Source organism: Brevundimonas sediminis (assembly GCF_048799765.1).
Lineage (GTDB): Bacteria > Pseudomonadota > Alphaproteobacteria > Caulobacterales > Caulobacteraceae > Brevundimonas.
The window spans coordinates 1-19,271 of the sequence record NZ_JBLYQK010000017.1 but is presented as its reverse complement, the minus strand read 5'-3'; the positions used below and the strand labels follow the sequence as shown (position 1 = coordinate 19,271).

At 67.8% G+C, this 19,271-nt stretch carries 18 protein-coding genes; 8 read left to right on the top strand and 10 right to left on the bottom strand.

Annotation, left to right across the window (positions count from 1 at the left end):
• Positions 1 to 5 precede the first annotated feature (5 nt).
• Entirely contained in the window at positions 6 to 629 is a 624-nt protein-coding gene (locus ACLQ7T_RS10655) for a TetR/AcrR family transcriptional regulator C-terminal domain-containing protein (RefSeq protein ID WP_420479413.1), read from the bottom strand.
• Positions 630 to 697: 68 nt separating this feature from the next.
• Entirely contained in the window at positions 698 to 1,345 is a 648-nt protein-coding gene (udk, locus tag ACLQ7T_RS10650) for a uridine kinase (protein WP_420479412.1), read from the bottom strand.
• A 214-nt stretch (positions 1,346 to 1,559) separates the two neighbouring features.
• Between udk and ACLQ7T_RS10645 the strand changes: the two genes are divergently transcribed.
• From ACLQ7T_RS10645 to ACLQ7T_RS10630, 4 genes are all read left to right on the top strand, one after another.
• Entirely contained in the window at positions 1,560 to 3,194 is a 1,635-nt protein-coding gene (locus tag ACLQ7T_RS10645) for a long-chain-fatty-acid--CoA ligase (protein WP_420479411.1), read from the top strand.
• 4 nt (positions 3,195 to 3,198) lie between these two features.
• Positions 3,199 to 3,888 carry a DUF1499 domain-containing protein gene (locus ACLQ7T_RS10640; RefSeq protein ID WP_420479410.1) on the top strand — a complete coding sequence of 230 codons (690 nt, stop codon included), beginning with the start codon at positions 3,199 to 3,201 and terminating at the stop codon, positions 3,886 to 3,888.
• Between the two features lie 112 nt (positions 3,889 to 4,000).
• On the top strand, positions 4,001 to 5,122 hold the full coding sequence (locus tag ACLQ7T_RS10635; RefSeq protein ID WP_420479409.1) for a YjgN family protein: 1,122 nt from the start codon (positions 4,001 to 4,003) through the stop codon (positions 5,120 to 5,122).
• Positions 5,123 to 5,124: 2 nt separating this feature from the next.
• Positions 5,125 to 6,276, top strand: coding sequence for a M48 family metallopeptidase (locus tag ACLQ7T_RS10630; RefSeq protein WP_420479408.1), 1,152 nt, complete (start codon positions 5,125 to 5,127; stop codon positions 6,274 to 6,276).
• Here the strand turns inward: ACLQ7T_RS10630 and ACLQ7T_RS10625 are convergent.
• Complete coding sequence (locus ACLQ7T_RS10625; RefSeq protein WP_420479407.1) at positions 6,178 to 7,083, bottom strand: MBL fold metallo-hydrolase; 906 nt, start codon at positions 7,081 to 7,083, stop codon at positions 6,178 to 6,180. The genes ACLQ7T_RS10630 and ACLQ7T_RS10625 overlap by 99 nt on opposite strands.
• A gap of 66 nt (positions 7,084 to 7,149) precedes the next feature.
• Between ACLQ7T_RS10625 and ACLQ7T_RS10620 the strand changes: the two genes are divergently transcribed.
• Positions 7,150 to 7,296 carry a hypothetical protein gene (locus ACLQ7T_RS10620; protein ID WP_420479406.1) on the top strand — a complete coding sequence of 49 codons (147 nt, stop codon included), beginning with the start codon at positions 7,150 to 7,152 and terminating at the stop codon, positions 7,294 to 7,296.
• Here the strand turns inward: ACLQ7T_RS10620 and ACLQ7T_RS10615 are convergent.
• Entirely contained in the window at positions 7,293 to 7,694 is a 402-nt protein-coding gene (locus tag ACLQ7T_RS10615; RefSeq protein ID WP_420479405.1) for a protein tyrosine phosphatase family protein, read from the bottom strand. The two genes, ACLQ7T_RS10620 and ACLQ7T_RS10615, sit on opposite strands and share 4 nt — an antisense overlap.
• A gap of 275 nt (positions 7,695 to 7,969) precedes the next feature.
• On the opposite strand from ACLQ7T_RS10615, the gene ACLQ7T_RS10610 reads away from it, so the two are divergent.
• Together ACLQ7T_RS10610 and ACLQ7T_RS10605 are read left to right on the top strand one after the other, a co-directional pair.
• Entirely contained in the window at positions 7,970 to 10,945 is a 2,976-nt protein-coding gene (locus tag ACLQ7T_RS10610) for a TonB-dependent receptor (protein ID WP_420479404.1), read from the top strand.
• Between the two features lie 169 nt (positions 10,946 to 11,114).
• Positions 11,115 to 11,681: a hypothetical protein gene (locus tag ACLQ7T_RS10605; RefSeq protein WP_420479403.1), complete on the top strand. Its 567-nt coding sequence runs from the start codon at positions 11,115 to 11,117 to the stop codon at positions 11,679 to 11,681.
• A gap of 32 nt (positions 11,682 to 11,713) precedes the next feature.
• Here the strand turns inward: ACLQ7T_RS10605 and metH are convergent, their stop codons facing one another.
• Genes metH through ACLQ7T_RS10585 form a run of 4 tightly spaced genes read right to left on the bottom strand, consistent with a single transcriptional unit; the run spans position 11,714 to position 17,363 of the window.
• Positions 11,714 to 14,380 (bottom strand): methionine synthase, encoded by a 2,667-nt coding sequence (metH, locus tag ACLQ7T_RS10600; protein WP_420479402.1) that lies wholly within the window; start codon positions 14,378 to 14,380, stop codon positions 11,714 to 11,716.
• A complete protein-coding gene (locus ACLQ7T_RS10595) occupies positions 14,381 to 15,460 on the bottom strand; it encodes a homocysteine S-methyltransferase family protein (RefSeq protein ID WP_420479401.1) in 1,080 nt (359 codons plus the stop codon). It lies immediately after the preceding gene.
• The gene (gene metF, locus ACLQ7T_RS10590) at positions 15,457 to 16,404 is read right to left on the bottom strand and encodes a methylenetetrahydrofolate reductase [NAD(P)H] (protein WP_420479400.1); all 948 of its coding nucleotides are present in this window, start codon (positions 16,402 to 16,404) and stop codon (positions 15,457 to 15,459) included. The genes ACLQ7T_RS10595 and metF overlap by 4 nt, the downstream gene beginning before the upstream one ends.
• Positions 16,401 to 17,363 carry an ArsR/SmtB family transcription factor gene (locus ACLQ7T_RS10585; RefSeq protein ID WP_420479399.1) on the bottom strand — a complete coding sequence of 321 codons (963 nt, stop codon included), beginning with the start codon at positions 17,361 to 17,363 and terminating at the stop codon, positions 16,401 to 16,403. Before ACLQ7T_RS10585 ends, metF begins: the two co-directional genes overlap by 4 nt.
• Positions 17,364 to 17,489: 126 nt before the next feature.
• On the opposite strand from ACLQ7T_RS10585, the gene ACLQ7T_RS10580 reads away from it, so the two are divergent.
• The gene (locus tag ACLQ7T_RS10580; protein WP_420479398.1) at positions 17,490 to 18,059 is read left to right on the top strand and encodes an EF-hand domain-containing protein; all 570 of its coding nucleotides are present in this window, start codon (positions 17,490 to 17,492) and stop codon (positions 18,057 to 18,059) included.
• Here the strand turns inward: ACLQ7T_RS10580 and ACLQ7T_RS10575 are convergent, their stop codons facing one another.
• Both ACLQ7T_RS10575 and ACLQ7T_RS10570 read right to left on the bottom strand, forming a co-directional pair.
• Positions 18,060 to 18,884 carry a DUF6065 family protein gene (locus ACLQ7T_RS10575; protein WP_420479453.1) on the bottom strand — a complete coding sequence of 275 codons (825 nt, stop codon included), beginning with the start codon at positions 18,882 to 18,884 and terminating at the stop codon, positions 18,060 to 18,062. It lies immediately after the preceding gene.
• A 129-nt stretch (positions 18,885 to 19,013) separates the two neighbouring features.
• Positions 19,014 to 19,271 (bottom strand): hypothetical protein (locus ACLQ7T_RS10570; protein ID WP_420479397.1); only part of this gene is annotated, 258 nt, incomplete at its 5' end.

Genomic DNA, 19,271 nt, shown 5'->3' with positions numbered 1-19,271 from the left:
GCCGGTCAGGCCCCGTAGCGGGCCATGAAGGTTTCGATGGCGTGGGCGACGACCTCGGCGTGGGTGCGCGCGGCCTTGACCTCATCGCCGGTGACCAGCGGGACGAAGAAGACGGGGTGCTCGATCATCCCCATCAGTTCTCCGGCGGCCCAGGACGCCTTGTCGATGTTCTTGAGTTCGCCCCGGGCCTGGTGGTCCTTCAGGATCCCGATCAGGGTCAGGCCGAACTCGCCGCGGCCCTTTTCGAAGAAGCGGCGCGCGGTGTCCTCGAAGCGGGACCGCTCGGCCATGACCAGACGAAAGACGGAGCGCACGAACCCGTCGCCCATGAAGTCGGCATAGGCCTGGGCGAAACTGGTCAGGCGCTGTCGGGCCTCGCCGTCACACGCCCGGACCCGGGCCATCTGGCTGGAGAAGAGGGCGGCGGCGTCGTCGATGACGGCGTTGAACAACTCCGCCTTGCCGGCGAACAGGGCGTACAGGGTGGCGGTGGAGACGCCGGCTTCCCGGGCGATGGGTTCGATGCGCGCGCCGGCGTAGCCATCCGCCATGAAGGCGTCGCGGGCGTAGCGCAGGATCAGCCTGCGTTTGGCGTCATGTTCATCCGTCGAACCGAAGGGTCCAGGCATGCTTAGTCCCCGAAGCATCAGCGACAGGTTGACGCAGCTTTACCATAACGGCAAGCGCTCTCGTGTGTTCAACCGTGGGTGAGTTGCGCCAGCAAGGGGTGCGCCAGAACCGGGGCGGCGAGGCGGACGACGGCCTGGGCGTCCTCAAGCCGCACGGCGGCGGTCGCGTCGGCGACGATGAAGTCGGCGTTGAGCCGGGACGGCTCGGTCCAGCGCTCATGGCCGGGGCGGACAGTGCCCAGATATTGGCCAATCACCGACTCGGCCGTCCGGCCCCGCTCGGCCTGATCGCGCAGCAGGCGGCGGATGAAGCGGATGTCCGCCGGGGTGTCCACGAAGACCCGGATGTCGAATAACTCGACCAGCGCCGGGGTGCACAGCACATGGGTGCCCTCCACGATCACCACCTCGGCGGCAGGCACCGCCTCGCCGCCCGGCTCACGCCCGTGGTGGATGAAGGAATAGATCGGTGCGGTGATCGCTCGCCCGGCCTTCAGTTCGGACAGGTCGCGGATCATCAGATCGTGGTCGCGGGCGGCCACGTCGTCGAAGTCGAAGGTGTTTGGATCGAAGTCCGGCAGGCTCGCGGCATCGAGGTAATAGGAGTCCTCGCGGAGCAGAACCGCCGCGCCGACAGGCAGGGCGGCGACCAGCGCCTCGGCCAGGGTGCTCTTGCCGGAACCGGAGCCGCCGGTGATCGCGATGAGGATGGGCATGGACGTCGCCGGGTCGAGGGTCGAAGGCGCGAGCCATAGGCAATCCGGGCGTCGGCGTCCACGCGCCTCGGCGGTTCCGGCCGCAGCCGCGTCGCCGGAGCTCCTTCCTTCGCGGCCCCGAACGTGACCCTGCGTCACGTTTGCTTATCGCTGTTCACATGGATAGCGTGCCCTCAAGCGTCCCGCTCAGCGGATGCAAACACGAGGGATCGCAATGCTTGGGTTGATGCAGGACTGGCCGCTGACGGTCGACAAGATCATCACGCACGCCAACAATTGGCACGGTCATCGCGAGGTCGTGACCCGTTCGGTCGAGGGACCGATCGTCCGCGCCACCTATGCCGAGATTCACTCGCGTGCGCGGCGGGTCACCAGCGTGCTGAAGGACTGGGGCGTTCAGGTCGGCGACCGCGTCGCCACCCTGGCCTGGAACACCGGCCGGCACATGGAAATCTGGTACGGCGTGATGGGGATGGGGGCGGTCTGCCACACCCTGAACCCCCGCCTGTTCCCGGAACAGCTGGCCTACATCATCAACCACGCCGAAGATAAGATCATCTTCGTCGACCTGACCTTCATCCCGCTGCTGGAGGCGATCCTGCCGCATTGCCCGTCGGTGGAGCGGGTGGTGGTGATGACCGACGAGATGACCATGCCGGCGACCCGGTTGCCGGGGGCGGAGTGCTACGAGGCCCTGCTGGCCGGCGCGTCCGAGACCGTCGTCTGGGGCGACTTCGAGGAGAACACCGCCTGCGGCCTCTGCTACACCTCGGGGACGACGGGGAACCCGAAGGGGGTGCTGTACTCGCACCGCTCGAATTTCATCCACACGCTGCTGGGCATGCAGTCGACGGTGTTGGGCGCCTCGCCGAGCGAGGTGATCCTGCCGGTGGTGCCGATGTTCCACGCCAATGCCTGGGGCATCGCCTTCGCCGGACCGGCGGGCGGCACCAAGCTGGTCATGCCGGGCGCGCGCATGGACGGCGCGGCCATCTATGAGCTGATCGAAAGCGAGGGCGTGACCTTCTCGGCCGCGGTGCCGACGGTCTGGCAGGGCCTGCTGACCCATCTGCGAGAGAACAATCTGAAGATCCCGACCGTCAAGAAGGTGCTGATCGGCGGCTCGGCCGTGCCGGAAAGCCTGATCCGCGCCTTCCATGACGAGTTCAACATCGAGGTTCTGCAGGGCTGGGGCATGACCGAGACCTCGCCTATCGGCACCCTGTCGAACATGACGCCGGAACTGTCCGCCCTGCCGTACGACGAGCAGATGAAGTGGCGGGTCAAACAGGGGCAGCCGCCGCTGGGCGTCGAGCTGAAGCTGAAGAACTACGCCGGGCAGGACATGCCGCATGACGGGCACACCTACGGCCGCCTGATGATCAAGGGGCCGACCATCGCGGGCGGCTACTTCAAGGGCGAGGGCGGGGATATCCTGGACCACGAAGGCTTCTTCGACACCGGCGACGTCTCGACCATCGACGAGCACGGCTTCATGCAGATCACCGACCGGGCCAAGGACGTGATCAAGTCCGGCGGGGAGTGGATCAGCTCCATCGAGATCGAGAACATCGCCGTCGGTCATCCGAAGGTCGAGCTGGCCGCCGTCATCGGCGCGGCTCATCCGAAGTGGGACGAACGTCCGGTGCTGGTCCTCAAGCTCAAGCCCGGCGAGAGCGAGGACAAGCAGGAGCACCTCGACTTCCTACAGGGCAAGATCGCCAAATGGTGGATGCCGGACGATGTGCTGTTCGTGGACGACATCCCGCTGGGCGCCACCGGCAAGATCGACAAGAAGGTCGTGCGCGAGCGGCTGAAGGACTATCGTCTGCCGACCACGGGAGGCTGATGCGATGGCGAGGACGGCGGTGAAGGGCAGGGGGGCGGTGCAGGCCCTGACGGCGCTGGCGGTCGCCTCGCCCCTGCTGGTGCTGCTGTCGATCATCGGGGTGCGCGGCGGACTGCTTCCGGTCGAGACCGGCTATGATCTGCTGACCTGGACGGTCGCCTGGTGGCTGTCCTTCGCCGGGGCCGCGGCGGGCGTTCTGGCCGTCGTGGTCGCTCTGCGGAACCTGAAGGTGCTGGGTCCGGTCGCCGTGGCGGCCTTCCTTGTCGGGGCCGGCTCCCTGGGCGGGTTCCTGTGGCAGAAGCAGGCCCTGGCCGCCGGTCCGGTGGAGAACGTCAGCACCGATCTGGCCGAGGTGCCCGGCTTCGGACGGCTGCGGCCCGACCGGATGGGCGGGTTGCAGCCGGCGGTCGGCGTCGAGGCCTGTCCCGGCGCCGTGCCCGTCCCGACCCAGATCGCGCCGGAAAGCGCCGCCTGGGCGCTGCAGGAAGCCGGCTTCTCCCTCGGTCGCGCCGGGGTCGCCCGCGCGGACGGCAGCCGGCAGTCGGTCTGGTTCGGCTTCGGCTATGACGCGGTGATCCGCATCCGGCCGGGACGGACGGACATTCGCGTGGCGGCCCGGGACGGCCGGCCGCACGGCGGCGAGGCCTGTCGTCTGGTGACCCGCATCAGCAGCCTGCTGAACGCCTCGATCTGATACCCGTTTCCGTGGCGACGGCGCCACGTTACGCGTTTCGCTTGCTGAAACCGTTGCCTCCGTCGCCGGTGCTGGCTACGCCGTAGGTGGACCAGATCCGGGGGGATACAGAGTGACCGACATTTTCGCCGAAAGCGTGCCCGAGGACGACGGCGGCGAGGCGCTGACCTTCTCGACCACCCTGAAGCCTTCAAGCTTCCTCGGGCTGAGCCTGAAGAACGGGCTGCTGAACCTGATCACCCTGACCCTTTACCGGTTCTGGGGGAAGACCGAGGTGCGTCAGCGCGTCTGGAAGGGCATCCGGCTGAACGATGACGCCTTCGAATACACGGGCCGTGGCGTCGAGTTGTTCATCGGCTTCCTGCTGGCCCTCGTGGTTCTGGGCGTGCCCTTCCTGGCGCTGGTGTTCGCCGTGCAGTTCATCGGCGAGTGGGTGATCTATGTCGCCTACCTGCCGCTCTACATCTTCGCCGGCTGGCTCTGGGGTTTCGGCACCTATACGGCGTTCCGCTATATGGCCAGCCGCACGACCTGGCGGGGCATTCGCTTCCAGCTGAAGGGCTCGGCCGCCAAATACGGCTGGTCCTTCCTTGGCGCGATGTTCCTGAGCGGCATCACCTGGGGCTGGTACTGGCCCGCGGCCGAGCGGAACCTGGCCGAGAAAATCTGGGACGAGCTGCGCTTCGGTGATCGCCGCCTTCGCTTCCGCATGGGGCGTGCGCAACAGGAAGGCGTCTACGGACCCTATGCGATCGGCTGGGTCGGCACCGGCGTGGGCTATGTGCTGGTCATGCTGGCGGTCGTCGCCGTCGGCATGACGACCGGTCAGATGGGCGAGGAGTCCGGGGCGACGCCGGGCATGGCCGACGCGATCATGCTGAACCTGGCCATCTACGGCGTCCTGATCCTGCTCTCGCCGTTCTTCCTGCTGATCTGGGCCCCCTACCAGGCGGCCATGATGCGCTCGATCACCCGGGGCGTGACCGTCGACGGGGCCACCTTCACCCTGAAGGTCGGGGCGCTGTCCCTGTGGTGGCTGACCGTGACCAACCTGTTCTTCCTCCTGATCACCTTCGGCTTCCTGATGCCCTGGGTGCAGGCGCGGACCGGCCGGTTCCTGGTTTCCCGTCTGAAGTCCGAAGGCACGGCGCGGCTGGCGCTGGCCCAGCAGGCGGATCGCGGACCCGGCAGCGGTGAAGGCCTGGCGGACGCCTTCGGCTTCTCGGCGATCTGATCTTGAACGCCCGCTTCTACAACGGCCGGTCGGCCGAGGCCCATGAGGCGGAAGCCGCGCTCGACGGCGAGGTCCTGCGCATCGTCGCCGACGGCGAAACCCGCGACTGGCGGCTGAAGGATGTCACGGTCGAGATCGAGGCCGATCAGGCGCGCGTCTCGCATCGCAAGGAGCGGGACGCCCGTCTGGTTCTGCCCGTGGGGGACTGGACCCCGCTGGTCGGCGACCGGCTTGCGCATCTGGTCCGGGGCCGGCGGCGCCGCGAGCTGTGGCTGGTGGGCGGACTGACGGCGGCGGCCGCGGGGGTGGTGCTGTTCGTCACGGTGGGGGTTCCGGCCCTTTCAGGCCCGGTCGCCCGCGCCACGCCGGTGTCGATGGAACAGCGGATGGGCGACAACTTCAACGGCCAGATCTCGACCTTCTTCCAGACCTGCGACGACGCCGAGGGACAAAGGGTCCTGGCGGCGCTCGGGGACCGGATCGGCGCGCAGGCGGATACGCCGTTCGATATCCGCGTCCGCGCCGTCGATGCGCCCATGGTCAACGCCTTCGCCCTGCCGGGCGGCTACATCCTGATCACGGACGACCTGATCCGCGAGGCGACCTCGCCGGACGAGCTGTCCGCCGTCATCGCCCACGAGGTCGCCCACGTCGAAAAGCGGCACGTGATGCAGGCGGTCTGGCGCAATTTCGGCGTCGGCATGCTGCTGGACCTGATCGTCGGCGGCGGTACGGGCGCCGGCCAGCAGGCGGTCATCCTGGCCGGGCAGGCGTCGGAACTGAGCTACAGCCGGTCCGCCGAGCTGGAAGCCGACAGTCGCGGACAGGCCTTGCTGCATGCGGATGGCCTGACGTCGACAGGCATGGCGCCCTTCTTCGAGCGGATGGCGGCCGGCGAGGCCCATGACACGGTCAATGACGCGGCTGAATTCCTGGCGACCCACCCGGATTCGCGCCGTCGTGCCGGCGCGGCGCGTGCGGCGCAGAGACCCGGCCGCAGCGCCCTGACCGCGGAGGAATGGCGCACGGTGAAGGGCGTCTGCGCGGTCGAGGAGTCAGAGAGCCCGGTAGACCGCCTGAAGCGTCGGTTCGGGATCGGCGGCGACGCGTCCGACACGGACGAGCGCCTTGAGGTGCGACCACACGGACAGTGAGGCGGCCGGCCACAGCCGGCTGTCGACCGCCGCATAGAGAGTGGGCACCATCTCCGCGATGGTGCGATCTCCCGCGGCGAGGCGGGCCAGGACCTGGGCCTCGCGCTCCAGACGATGGGCGCGATAGGCGGCCAGGAAGGGGGCGGGCTCCCTGACCGGCGCCCCGTGGGTCGGCCACAGGGTGCTGAAGTCCCGGGCGATGACCGCGTCCAGGCTGGCCATGTAGTCGGTCATGTCGCCGTCCGGCGGGGCCACCACCGTGGTCGACCATCCCATGATGTGATCGCCGGGGAAGAGGGCGTTCTCCTCCGTCAGGATGAAGGCCATGTGGTTGGAGGCGTGGCCCGGCGTGGCCATGGCCTCCAGGGTCCAGCCGTCGCCGTGGATCCGTTCGCCACCGGTCAGGATGACGTCCGGCGCGAAGGTCTCATCCTCCTCCTCGTCCAGCGAACCGGAGGCGTGGATGGTCCGCGCCGGTGGTTGCGCCGCCAGGATCGGGGCGCCGCCGACCGCATCGGCGAACGGCCGGGCGAGGGGCGCGTGGTCCCGATGGGTGTGGGTGACCAGAATGTGGGTGACCGTCTGGCCGTCAACCGCGTCGAGCAAGGCCTGCAGATGGGCCTCGTCCAGCGGGCCCGGGTCGATCACCGCGACCTCCGCGCCGGGCATGTCCTGTCCGATGATGTAGGTCCCGGTGCCGGTGAAGGTGAAGGGGCCCGGGTTGTCGGCCACCACGCGGCGGATCCGGGGGGAGACCCGGTCCGCCCGGCCGTACTCGAACTCGAACTCTCGAACAAAGGGGATCAAGGGACTCTCCCGGGGCGGCCCGGCGCTTGCGTTAGGACTCTGTAAACCTTCCGCGGAGTGCCCGATATGGCCGTTTCCATCGCCCTGGCTGTTTCAAATCGGCTCCTGCCGGTCGCGGGCGCCTTCCTGTGTCTCATCGCGGCGCAACTGGCCGTGGCCTCCTGCACGCCGGAGCCGGCGCCCTACGCCGCGCGTGCGGCCGTCACCCGCTAGAGCGGAACGCGGCTGAGATCATAGCCGGCGGCGGCGGCGGCGGCGCGCACCGCGTCCGGATCCGCCCCGTCGGCGCACATCGCCCTGGCCCAGGCGACGGTGGATCGCATCCCGGAGCGGCAGAACATCAGGACGGGGCGATCGGCCGAGCTCCGCCGCAGCACCGCGGCGGTGGCCTCGACCGCCGCGTCGTCGGGAAAACCGCTGACCGGGATCCAGACATAGTCGAGACCGAGGCGGCCGGCTTCGGCGGCCAGAGACTCACTCGTCGGCTGACCGGGCTCCTCGCCGTCCGGGCGGTGGTTTACAACCGTGACGTATCCCGCGGCCTTCACCTCTCCCATCTCGCGAAGCGAAATTTGCGGCCTGATTGCGACGTTCGATCCGGGACTGTCCATTTTGCCTCTCAAAAAACCGAATAAAAACAGCTATATGCTCGGCCTGTGTTCTTCCTGTGACACATTTGGCCCCGAATGATTACGGCTGTGTAATTGTGTCGCGCTGCAGCAATAGCGGGCATAGGGTTCCGGGGGCCTGCATGCAAAGGGGCGTGCAGGTCATTGGTTGTCGCATGCCTGGTTACAGGCTCGACCTCAGGAGGACCAAGATTTTGAAGACCCAAACCATCCGGCAGCGTTTGCTGCATTCAACCATGATCGGTGGCGCTGCACTGATGGCGCTCGTCGCCGCTCCGGCGGTCACCTTGATGACGCCCAGCGTTGCTGTGGCGCAGGACTTCACGACCGGCACGCTGGAAGGGACCGTCAAGAACACGTCGGGCCAGGCTGTCTCGGGCGCGACCGTCACCGTGACCCAGAACGGCCGCAGCCAGAGCCGCACCTACACGACCGACGCGAACGGTCGCTTCCGCGCCTCGCAGATCCCGGTCGGCACCTACACCGTGCAGATCGCGGGCTCGGGCTATGAGACCTACACCGACGCTTCGGTGCCGGTGAGCCTGGGGGGAACGGCCGCTTTCGACTTCACCGTCGGCCGTCCGGGCGAGAACCAGGCGTCGAGCGACCTGGGTGAAGTGGTTGTCGTCGGCACCCGTTCGGCGGCCGTCGATTTCGACCGCACGACCACCGGCATCACCGTCGACGTCCAGGAGACCTTCGACCGCATCCCGACCCAGCGGAACCTCGCCGCCATCCAGCTGCTCGCTCCGTCGACCAGCCAGGGCGACTCGGCGTTCGGCAACGAGATCTCGATCTCGGGTTCGTCGGTGGCCGAAAACGTCTACTACGTGAACGGCTTCAACATCACGAACTTCCGGAACTTCGTGGGCGGCAACACCGTCCCGTTCGAGTTCTACCAACAGGTCGACGTCAAGACCGGCGGCTACCAGGCCGAGTTCGGTCGTTCGACCGGCGGCGCGGTGATCGCGGTCACCCGTTCGGGCTCGGATGAGTTCCACGGCGGCCTGAACTACTACGTCGAGCCGGAAAGCCTGCGCGACAGCACCCCCGACACCTACGTCGGTCCGGGTTCGGCCCTCGGCCTGGACTCGCAGGACACTGCCGAACGCTCGGAAGCCAACGTCTGGCTGTCGGGTCCGATCTGGCAGGATCACATCTACTTCTTCGGCTTCTACAACTGGCGTGATTTCGAAAGCGGCTCGCTGGACACGTCCGGCACCCGTACGACGTCGACCCAGGACGATCCGTTCTACGGCGGTAAGCTCGACTTCTACCTGAACCCGGATCACCGTCTGGAACTGACCTACTTCTCGGACGACCAGACGCAGCAGATCAATCAGCGCTTCTCGGGCGGCGACTCGGCGAACACCTTCAACTTCGTCGGCGGCGAAACCAAGATCGCCAAGTACACCGGCAACTTCACCGACTGGTTCACCCTGTCGGCGCTGTACGGTGAAGGCTCGTTCAACCAGACCGTCTCGGGCGATCTGGACTCGGAAGTCTCGGTCGTCGACCTGGGCCTGAACACGGTGCGCGGCAACCCCGCCCTGCTGATCTCGACCGGCGAAGACACCCGCAAGATGTATCGCATCGACGCGGACTTCTACGTCGACAACCTGATGGGCGACCACCACTTCCGCATCGGCTACGACCGGGAAGACCTGAGCTCCAGCTCGGTGTCGACCTATTCGGGCGGCCGCTACTTCCGCTACTACCAAGCGGGTGCGGGCGGCGCCTTCGGCGGCGCTGTGGCTCCGGGTGCGATCTACGTTCGTGACCGCCTCTACGATTCGGGTGGCGAGTACTCGACCGAACAGACCGCCTTCTACATCCAGGACGCCTGGGATGTGACCGATCGTCTGTCGCTGCAACTCGGCCTGCGCGCCGAGAAGTTCTCGAACATGAACGCCGCGGGCGAAGTCTTCGTGGAGACCGATTTCGATCTGTCGCCGCGCCTGGGCTTCAACTACGACCTGTTCGGCGATCGCTCGACCAGCCTGAAGGGCTTCTTCGGCCGGTACTACATCCCGATCGCGGCCAACACCAACATCCGGATGGCCGGCAACGAGCTGTTCACGCAGGACTTCTACAACATCTCGGCCATCGGCGGGTCCTACCCGGCGACCGCCGCGGGTCTGGACGCCTGTCTGGCCGCCTCGCCGCGCAACAACTGTCTGCCGACCGTGGCCGGTGGACCGGTGTCGTCGGAAGTCCTGTCGCCGGGCGTCGTGCCTGAGTCCCAGTCGCTGGTCTCCGAGAACCTCGAAGCCCAGTACCAGGACGAAATCATCTTCGGTATCGAGCATGAAATCTCGAGCGCCGGGATGTTCGACGGCTGGACCGTCGGCGCGAACCTGATCTACCGCGACCTCAAGAAGGTCATGGAAGACTTCGACACCAGCTACATCATCGACGCCTACTGCGCCTCGGAAGGCATCGCGCCGGCCGATTGCGGTCAGATCAACGGCGCCGGCTACGTGCTGCTGAACCCGGGTTCGGATCTGGTCATCACGCCGGACGCCTCGACCTTCCCCTACCTGGCGGGTCAGACCATCACCATCAGCAGCGACATCCTGGACATCCCGGAGGCCAAGCGGACCTACAAGGCCCTGGAACTGACCTTCGAACGTCCGTGGGATGGCCGTTGGAGCCTGCAGGGTTCGGCCGTGTTCGCCGAGTCCAAGGGTAACATCGAAGGCGGCGTGAAGTCCGACAACGGTCAGTCCGACACCGGCCTGACCCAGGACTTCGATGAGCCGGGCTGGACCGACGGTTCGTACGGCTTCCTGCCGAACCACCGTGGCCAGACCTACAAGCTGTTCGGCTCGTATGCTGTCACCGAGGACATCACCATCGGCGCCAACGCCATCCTGCAGTCGCCGCGCAAGTACGGCTGCATCGGCTCCTACCCGCTGGGTGACGGTCGCGCTTCGCCGACCACCATCACGGCCTGGTACTGCAACGGCGTCCTGACGCCGCGCGGCAGCCAGTTCGAAGGCGAGTGGTACAAGAACGTCGACGTGTCGCTGGCCTGGAACCTGCCGTTCAGCGGCATCCCCGGCCGCGTCCAGTTCCGTGCTGACGTCTTCAACGTGTTCGACTTCGAATCGGCCACGGACTTCGTCGAGTCGGGTGAACTGGCCCCGGGTTCGGCGAACCCGGACTACCAGCGCATCTCGGGCTACCAGACCCCGCGCTACGTGCGTCTGGGCCTGTCCTACCAGTTCTAAGAACCGGTCAGGATGACAATCGGGGCGGCGGATCTTCGGGTCCGCCGCCCTTTTTGTTTGCGTGAAGGACACACCTGGCGGCCCGCGTGTCCGCCCCATAAAAACCATTCGTCGATTCAAGCGTTGCAGCGTCCTGTCGGGCGATCGCGCCCCTCGTTCCGGAGCCTTCATGTTCGCCAGCCTCGCCGCCGCCCTGTTGCTGTCCGCCGTCCCGACGTCGCAGGACGGGCCCATCGTCACCGCGCCCCGTCAGGCGCAGGATGACGGACCTGTCGTGACCGCGCCGGTCGCCGAGACGGGCGACTCCCTGCGACTGCGCGAGGCGGTGGCCTACGCCAACCCGCTGCCGCGCGGCGCGCCGGACGCCGACTATCCGCTGGTGGCCTGGTGCGAGGCGCTGGTGAACGGCCACGTGGCGCTGGGCGAAACGCTGGAGAACCGCGACGACCTGGACAACGACATCATCCGGCTGGGCCGTCTGGAGGCGGTGGACTTCGGCGCGGCGCTGGCGTCCGCCCGCGGCCGTCAATCCGCGGCGACCCTGACCGCCGCCCGCGCCGCGGCCGCCGAGGCGACGTCGAAATGGACGCCGCTGATGGGGCAGGATCAGGCGACCCGTAGCCAGGCCTTCGGCCTGTTCTTCGGTCTGCCGGGCCGCTGCGAGCACGCCGCGCGGCGGATCCGCGAGAACATCACGACGCCGCCGGCCACGCCCGCCGAGGTGGGGCTGGAATAGGAGCCCCCTTCCCGCAGGGCGGGGCGCAGACCCTACGCCGCTTCGGTGCGGGCCACGCTCGCCGGATCATAGTTGAGGATCGGCGCCAGCCAGCGCTCGGCCGTCGCCACGTCCCAGCCCTTGCGGGCCGCATAGTCCTCGATCTGGTCGCGGTCGATCTTGCCGACGCCGAAATAATGGCTGTCCGCATGGCCGAAATAGAGGCCTGACACCGAGGCGGGCGGGGTCATCGCAAAACTTTCGGTCAGCTGCATTCCGGCATTGGCTTCTGCGTTCAAAAGATTGAACAACGTGGCCTTTTCGGTGTGATCCGGTTGCGCCGGATAGCCGGGGGCGGGGCGGATGCCGAGGTATTTCTCCTCGATCAGGTCCTGCACCGACGTCTGTTCGTCCGGGACATAGCCCCACAGCTGCGTCCGGACTTCCTTGTGCAGCCGCTCGGCGAAGGCCTCGGCCAGACGGTCGGCGAGGGCGGTCGCCATGATGGCGGAATAGTCGTCGCCCTTCGCCTTGAACTCGGCGGCCTTCTCCAGCTCGCCATGGCCGGCGGTGACGGCGAAGGCCCCCAGATAGTCCTCGCCGTCCTCGGCCACGAAGTCGGACAGGCACAGGTTCGGCTTGCCGTTCGACTTGGCGATCTGTTGGCGCAGCCCGTGGAAGCGGGCGGCCTCGACCGTGCGGCTCTCGTCGGTCCAGACCACGATGTCGTCGCCGCGCGCATTGGCGGGCCAGAAGCCGACCACGCCCCTCGCCGTGAACCACCGCTCGTCGATGATCCGCTTCAGCATCGCCTGGGCGTCGCGGAACAGGTCCTGCGCGGCCTCGCCCACGATCTCGTCCTCCAGGATCAGGGGATAACGGCCGATCAGCTCCCAGCTGGCGAAGAAGGGCGTCCAGTCGATGTGGTCGGCCAGGTCCTGCAGGTCCCAACTGTCGAAGGCGCGCACGCCCAGGAAGGACGGACGGGCGGGCAGGGGCTTTTCAGCATCCGGCTTGAAGCGGTTGGCGCGGGCGGCGGGCAGGGCGGCGCGGGCCTTGACCTCCTGCCCCCGGGCGAACTGCTCGCGGATACGGACGTATTCGTCGCGGGTGGCGGCCTCGTTCCTCGCCCGCTCGGTCGGGGACAGCAGGCCCGCGACCACGCCCACCGCGCGGCTGGCGTCGATGACATAGGTCGTCGAGCCCCGGCGGTAGGCCGGTTCGATCTTCACCGCCGTATGGGTCCGGCTGGTGGTCGCGCCGCCGATCAGCAAGGGCAGGTCGAGGCCCCGCCGCTCCATCTCGGACGCCACGAAGACCATCTCGTCCAGCGACGGGGTGATCAGGCCGGACAGGCCGATGATGTCGCAATCGTTGGCGACGGCCTCGTCGAGGATGCGGTCAGCCGGGACCATGACGCCCAGATCGATCACCTCGTAGTTGTTACACTGGAGAACCACGCCGACGATGTTCTTGCCGATGTCGTGGACGTCGCCCTTGACCGTCGCCATCAGGATGCGGCCGGCGGACGACCGCGCCTGACCGGCCTTTTCGGCCTCCATGAAGGGTTCCAGCCAGGCCACGGCCTGCTTCATCACCCGGGCAGACTTGACCACCTGCGGCAGGAACATCTTGCCCGAGCCGAACAGGTCGCCCACCACGTTCATCCCGTCCATCAGCGGGCCTTCGATGACGTGCAGGGGGCGTTCCGACGCCAGTCGCGCCTCCTCGGTGTCAGCCTCGATGAACTCGGTGATGCCGTGGACCAGGGCGTGTTCGATGCGCTTGCCGACGGGGGCCTCGCGCCAGCTCAGGTCCACGACCCGCGCCGCGCCTTTCTCGCCCTTGTAGCTGGGCGCCATGTCTACCAGCCGCTCGGTGTTGGACACATTGGTCCGCTGCGGCCGGTTCAGGATCACATCCTCGACCGCCTCGCGCAGCTTGGCGTCGATATCATCATAGACCGGCAGGTCGCCCGCGTTGACGATGCCCATGTCCATGCCGGCGTTGATGGCGTGGTACAGGAAGACCGAGTGGATCGCCCGGCGCACCGGCTCGTTGCCGCGGAAGCTGAACGAGACGTTCGACACCCCACCCGACACCCGGGCGTAGGGCAGGGTGGCCTTGATCACCCGCGTCGCCTCGATGAAGTCGACGGCGTAGTTGTCGTGCTCCTCGATCCCCGTCGCCACGGCGAAGATGTTGGGGTCGAAGATGATGTCCTCGGGCGGGAAACCGACCTCGTTGACCAGGATGTTGTAGGCGCGGGTGCAGATCTCGATCTTGCGCGCGGCGGTGTCGGCCTGGCCCACCTCATCGAAGGCCATGACCACCACGGCGGCGCCGTAGCGCAGGCATTTCACCGCGTGCTCGCGGAAGATCGCCTCGCCTTCCTTCATCGAGATGGAGTTGACGATGGGCTTGCCCTGCACGCACTTCAGGCCCGCCTCGATCACCTCCCATTTGGAGCTGTCGATCATCACCGGCACGCGGGCGATGTCGGGTTCGGCCGCGATCAGGTTGAGGAAGGTGCGCATGGCGACGGCGCCGTCCAGCAGCCCCTCGTCCATGTTGATGTCGATGATGGCGGCGCCCGCCTCGACCTGCTGACGCGCGACGTCCAGCGCGGCGGTGTAGTCGCCCTCGACCACCAGCTTGCGGAATTTGGCCGAGCCGGTGACGTTGGTCCGCTCGCCGACGTTGATGAAGGTGGGACGCACTTACGCAACCAGTTCAAAGGGTTCGAGGCCGCTGAGTCGCATGGCCACCGGACGTTCCGGGATCGCGCGCGGGGTCACGTCCGCGACCTCTTCGGCCACGTGTTTGATATGGTCCGGCGTCGTGCCGCAGCAGCCGCCGACGATGTTGACCAGACCGGAGCGCGCCCATTCCTCGATGAAGTGGGCCGTCTCGTGGGGCTGCTCGTCGTACTGGCCCATGGCGTTGGGCAGGCCGGCGTTGGGATAGGCGGCCACCAGGGTGTCGGCGACGCGGCTCAGTTCGGCGATGAAGGGGCGCATCAGCTCGCCGCCCAGGGCGCAGTTGAAGCCGATCGCGAACGGCTTGGCGTGGCGCACGCTGTTCCAGAAGCCCTCGGCCGTCTGGCCCGACAGGGTGCGGCCCGAGCGGTCGGTGATGGTGCCCGAAATCCAGATCGGCAGCGGCGGCAGGCCCTCGTGCTCGAGGTCCTTGATCGCCTTGATGCAGGCCTTGCAGTTCAGCGTGTCGGTGATGGTCTCGATCAGATACAGGTCGACCCCGCCCTCGTTCAGCGCCTTCACCTGATGGCGATAGGCCTCATAGACCTGATCGAAGGTCACGCTGCGGGCGCCGGGGTCGTTCACGTCGGACGACATGGACAGCATCTTGTTCAGCGGGCCGATGGAGCCGGCGGCGAAACGCGGCTTGTGCGGCTCCTTCTCCGTCCAGCGGTCGGCGGCGGCGCGGGCTAGCTTCGCGCCCTCCAGATTGATGTCCCAGACCGCCTGCGCGTCGAGGTGATAGTCCTCCTGGGCGATGGTGGTGGCCGAGAAGGTGTTGGTCTCGGAGATGTCGGCGCCCGCCGCATAATACTGGTCGTGCAGGTCGGCGATGACGTCCGGGCGGGTGAGGCACAGGATGTCGTTGTTGCCCTTCATCTGGCCGGTGTGACCGACGAAGCGGTCGCCGAGGAAGTCGGCCTCGTCCAGCCCGCGGCGCTGGATCATCACGCCCCAGCTGCCGTCGAGCACGAGGATGCGCTCCTTCGCGGCGGCGTGCAGGGCGGCGATGCGGTCGGGGCGGGTCAGGGGGGAGGTCATGCGGTCGCCTGTTCGCGAACGCCCAGCACCCGGCAGATGGCGTAGACCAGATCGGCGCGGTTCAGGGTGTAGAAGTGGAAGTCCTGGAAGCCCTCCTCCTGCAGACGGGCGCAGGTCTCGGCGGCGACCGAAGCGGCCAGCAGCTTGCGCGTCTCGGGATCGCCGTCCAGCCCGTCGAAATGGGCCTTGAGCCAGTCGGGAATGGCGGTCCCGCAGGCGCCGCACATCCGCTGCAGACCGGCGAAGTTGGACACCGGCATGATCCCGGGGATCAGGGGAATGGTCACGCCCGCCGCGCGCACCCGGTCACGGAACCGCAGGAAGGCGTCCATATCGAAGAAGAACTGGCTGATGGCGCGGGTGGCGCCGGCGTCCACCTTGGCCTTCAGCACGTCGATGTCGTGATCGATCGAGGGACTTTCCGGATGCTTCTCCGGATAGGCGCCGACGGTGATGTCGAAGCCGCCGATGCGGTTGATGGCCGCGGTCAGTTCGGTGGCGTTGGCGTAGCCGTCAGCGCGGGGCTGATAGACGCCGCCGATGCCGCTCCCGCCGGGCGGATCGCCGCGCAGGGCCACGATGTGCTTCACGCCCGACGCCTTGTAGCCCGCGATGACGGCGTCGACCTCGTCGCGGCCGGCGTCGACGCAGGTCAGGTGGGCGGCGGGCTGGAGGTCGGTCTCGCCCAGGATGCGTTCGACCGTGCGGTGGGTTCGCTCGCGGGTCGAGCCGCCCGCGCCGTAGGTCACCGAGACGAAGGCCGGGTTCAGCGGGGCGAGCCGCTGGATCGCCTTCCACAGGCTGGCTTCGGCTTCATCCGACTTGGGCGGGAAGAATTCGAACGAGACGCGCGGGCGCGAGGCGTCCTGACCGGCGCGGGCGACGGGTCCCAGCGGCGACAGCAGCAGAGCGCGGGCTTCGGCGAGGCTGATGGGCGTGCTCATGCCGCTTTCGCTTTCGTCCGGACCGGCCGTTCGGCGGTCCAGATGGAGACGGTCAGGCCGTCGGTGTCGGGGGGGAGGGTGGTCGCGGGACCGGCCGTGAGGCCGGCGCCCTGAAGCCAGCGGCGCATCTCGTCGTCGGCGAAACCGAGGCGGCGGTGCTGATGCTCCTCGCGCAGATGCTCCAGCTGATGCGGGGCGAAGTCGACGATCAGCAGGCGGCCGCCCGGCGACACCAGACGCGCGGCCTCGGCCACGGCGGCGGCGGGGTCGGCGAGGTAGTGCAGGACCTGGTGCACCAGCACCAGATCGGCGCTGTGCTCGGGCAGGCGGGTGGCGAAGATATCGCCGTGCCGCAGCTCCACCTTGTCCAGCCCGGCCCTGGCGACATTGGCCCGGGCGATGTTCAGCATATTGTGGCTGAGGTCGAGGCCGACGGACATCTTCGCCTGCTTGCCCAGCAGGGTCAGCATGCGGCCGGAACCGGTGCCCAGGTCGACCACCCGGTCGAAGGGCCCGTCGCCCGCGGCCCTGAGGATGGCGGCCTCGACGTCGGTCTCGCAGACATAGAGGGAGCGGATCCGGTCCCACTGGGGCGCGACCCGTTCGAAATAGGCGTTGGCGGCGGCTTCCCGATCCTTGCGCACGTCCTCCAGCCGGCGATCGTCGGCGGCGTTGGCGGTGTCGTCCAGCAGGTCCAGCACCGTATCGATCAGGCGTCGCGCCAGCGGATCGGACGACAGGCGATAGAAGACGCGGGCGCCGTCCGGAAACCGCTCGATCAGACCGGCGTCGGCCATCAGCTTCAGGTGACGGGAGACCCGGGGCTGGCTCTGCTCCAGCACCCGCGACAGCTCCATCACCGACAGCTCCTCTCCGGCCAGCAGGGAGAGGACCCGCAGCCGGGTCGGTTCGCCCGCGGCGCGCAGGGCCTCGACAGTCTGATCAGCGGTCAGCGACATGGCTTTATATAAAGATATCCTTATATGATTTGGCAAGCAAAAAGCGGCCGTCAAAAAGGCTCTGGTCAGACGATCATTCCGGGCACACTCTGGGATCCCTGATTGTCCTGTGTCCGGAAGCTCTCGATGCGTTCTCTTTCGATTCCGTCGGCGATCCTCGCCGCATCGGCCGTTCTGGCCCTTGCGCCGGTCGCCCTGGCCCAGACCCCGCCGCCGGCGGGGGATCACGCCGGCCATCAGGCCCCGCCACAGGGTGGTCCCCAAACCGGTCCTCAGGGCGGTCCTCCGGGGATGCGTCCGGGCGGCATGGGCGGCGGCATGGGGATGCTGCCGCGGTCGGCGGATCAGGTCGACGGCTGGGCGGACCGTATCTTCGCCCGGCTGGACGCGAACGCCGACGGCGCCGTGACCGGCAACGAGCTGACGCCGCTGACCCAGGAGCCGATCGCCTCGATGGGGGGTGGGCGCCTGCGCGCCATGATCTCCCAGTCGGACGCCAACCGTGACGCCCGGGTCAGCCAGGACGAGTTCCGGGCCGGGGCCCTGCGGATGTTCCAGCGGATGGACACGAACGGCGACGGCCAGTTGTCGGATGATGAAATGCCGCGCCCGGCCCAGCCGCGTCCCGTGACCGTTCCGATGCCGAGCCAGCCGGACCCCATGCCGATGCCGATGCCGGACGGTTCCGGCGGCTGATCAGTCCTTGCGGGCTGGACCCGAGAGGCCGCTCCGGTAGTCGATCACCGGAGCGTCGAGGCGGGGCGGGGGCGGCGCCGGAAGCGCAGTGTCGGGCAGGGCGGCCAGCCGCCGCTTGTTGACGTGGCCGTCCGGGCGGGTCTCCGCGGCGTCGGGGAACTCGCCCCGGAAATAGTAGCGCTGCCAGGCCTGTTTCATCGCCGCGGGGTCGCCGTCGGCCATACGGGCGTTGAAGTCGGCGCGGACCTCCTTCCAGAGCTCGTACTGGCGCGACAGGTCGCTGTCGTCCGACAGGGCGGCGCCGACGGGCTCGAACGCCTCGATCCGGTGGTGCTGGACGGGCTGGATGAAGCAGAAGGGCTCGTCCTTTTCGAACCGCACCTTGCCGGGCGCGGTGAAGCGCCAGTTCATCGTGAACGGGTAGGGCAGCCAGTCGGTCTCGATCAGACCTTCCAGGGGCGCGATGCCGTGCTTGGCCCGGTTGGGGCTGCCGGAAGCCCGGAGCGCCCAGCCCGGCGGCGTGCGAAACAGCCAGCCGAGATGGAAGGTGACCACGCCGTGGGTGAAGTGCGAGGCGACCAGATGATCGAGCAGCGCATCCGGCTCGTCGGTCCGGAACCGGATGGCGGCGGCGTCCAGACCCCCGTTCCACTCGGCCTCGAACCCGAACGGGCAAAGCAGCTCCCAGCCCGTGGTGTTGGCCATGGTCAGGGGCAGGCAGCGATAGGGATGACGCGCGGCGAAGGCGTCCATCCAGTCCCGTTCCGGCCGCCCCGGGACCAGCCGCGGCGGGCGGCTGGTGGTCGGGAAACACTCCAGACGCAGGGGCGCGTCGTCCGACGGCGGCGCATTCAGGGGCTGGTTCAAACGCGGTCTCTCTTCAGATGCGATCCGTCGCATCTGACCGCAGAACGAGGCCGACCGCCACCCCTGCGCGGCCGTGACCGCCGACAATCAGGCCCAGGGGTCGACGGACGGAACGCCGGCCACCGGATGAGGGTCGATCAGCATGGGCCCGTCGGGGCCCGCAACAAGGGCAAGGTTCAGGAAGGCCGCCGCATCCACCGCTCCGGCTCCGTCCGGAAGGTCGGGCAGAACCAGCGCGCCGTCATCGAAGTCCTTGTCGGCCAGCCCGGGCAGGACGTGCGGTGCGTCTGGCAGCAGGAAGTCGTCATCGGAGGCGGCGGGCAGGGTCAGGGGGATTTCGCCGAC

What these genes read in the sequence shown, in the direction of transcription:
- ACLQ7T_RS10640 (WP_420479410.1), top strand. Translation starts at nt 3,199, where the DNA reads ATGGCGAGGACGGCGGTGAAGGGCAGGGGGGCGGTGCAGGCCCTGACG.
- ACLQ7T_RS10620 (WP_420479406.1), top strand. Translation starts at nt 7,150, where the DNA reads ATGGCCGTTTCCATCGCCCTGGCTGTTTCAAATCGGCTCCTGCCGGTC.
- ACLQ7T_RS10615 (WP_420479405.1), bottom strand. Translation starts at nt 7,694, where the DNA reads ATGGACAGTCCCGGATCGAACGTCGCAATCAGGCCGCAAATTTCGCTT.
- udk (WP_420479412.1), bottom strand. Translation starts at nt 1,345, where the DNA reads ATGCCCATCCTCATCGCGATCACCGGCGGCTCCGGTTCCGGCAAGAGC.
- ACLQ7T_RS10585 (WP_420479399.1), bottom strand. Translation starts at nt 17,363, where the DNA reads ATGTCGCTGACCGCTGATCAGACTGTCGAGGCCCTGCGCGCCGCGGGC.
- ACLQ7T_RS10645 (WP_420479411.1), top strand. Translation starts at nt 1,560, where the DNA reads ATGCTTGGGTTGATGCAGGACTGGCCGCTGACGGTCGACAAGATCATC.
- ACLQ7T_RS10595 (WP_420479401.1), bottom strand. Translation starts at nt 15,460, where the DNA reads ATGACCTCCCCCCTGACCCGCCCCGACCGCATCGCCGCCCTGCACGCC.
- ACLQ7T_RS10655 (WP_420479413.1), bottom strand. Translation starts at nt 629, where the DNA reads ATGCCTGGACCCTTCGGTTCGACGGATGAACATGACGCCAAACGCAGG.
- ACLQ7T_RS10610 (WP_420479404.1), top strand. Translation starts at nt 7,970, where the DNA reads ATGGCGCTCGTCGCCGCTCCGGCGGTCACCTTGATGACGCCCAGCGTT.
- metF (WP_420479400.1), bottom strand. Translation starts at nt 16,404, where the DNA reads ATGAGCACGCCCATCAGCCTCGCCGAAGCCCGCGCTCTGCTGCTGTCG.
- ACLQ7T_RS10605 (WP_420479403.1), top strand. Translation starts at nt 11,115, where the DNA reads ATGTTCGCCAGCCTCGCCGCCGCCCTGTTGCTGTCCGCCGTCCCGACG.
- ACLQ7T_RS10580 (WP_420479398.1), top strand. Translation starts at nt 17,490, where the DNA reads ATGCGTTCTCTTTCGATTCCGTCGGCGATCCTCGCCGCATCGGCCGTT.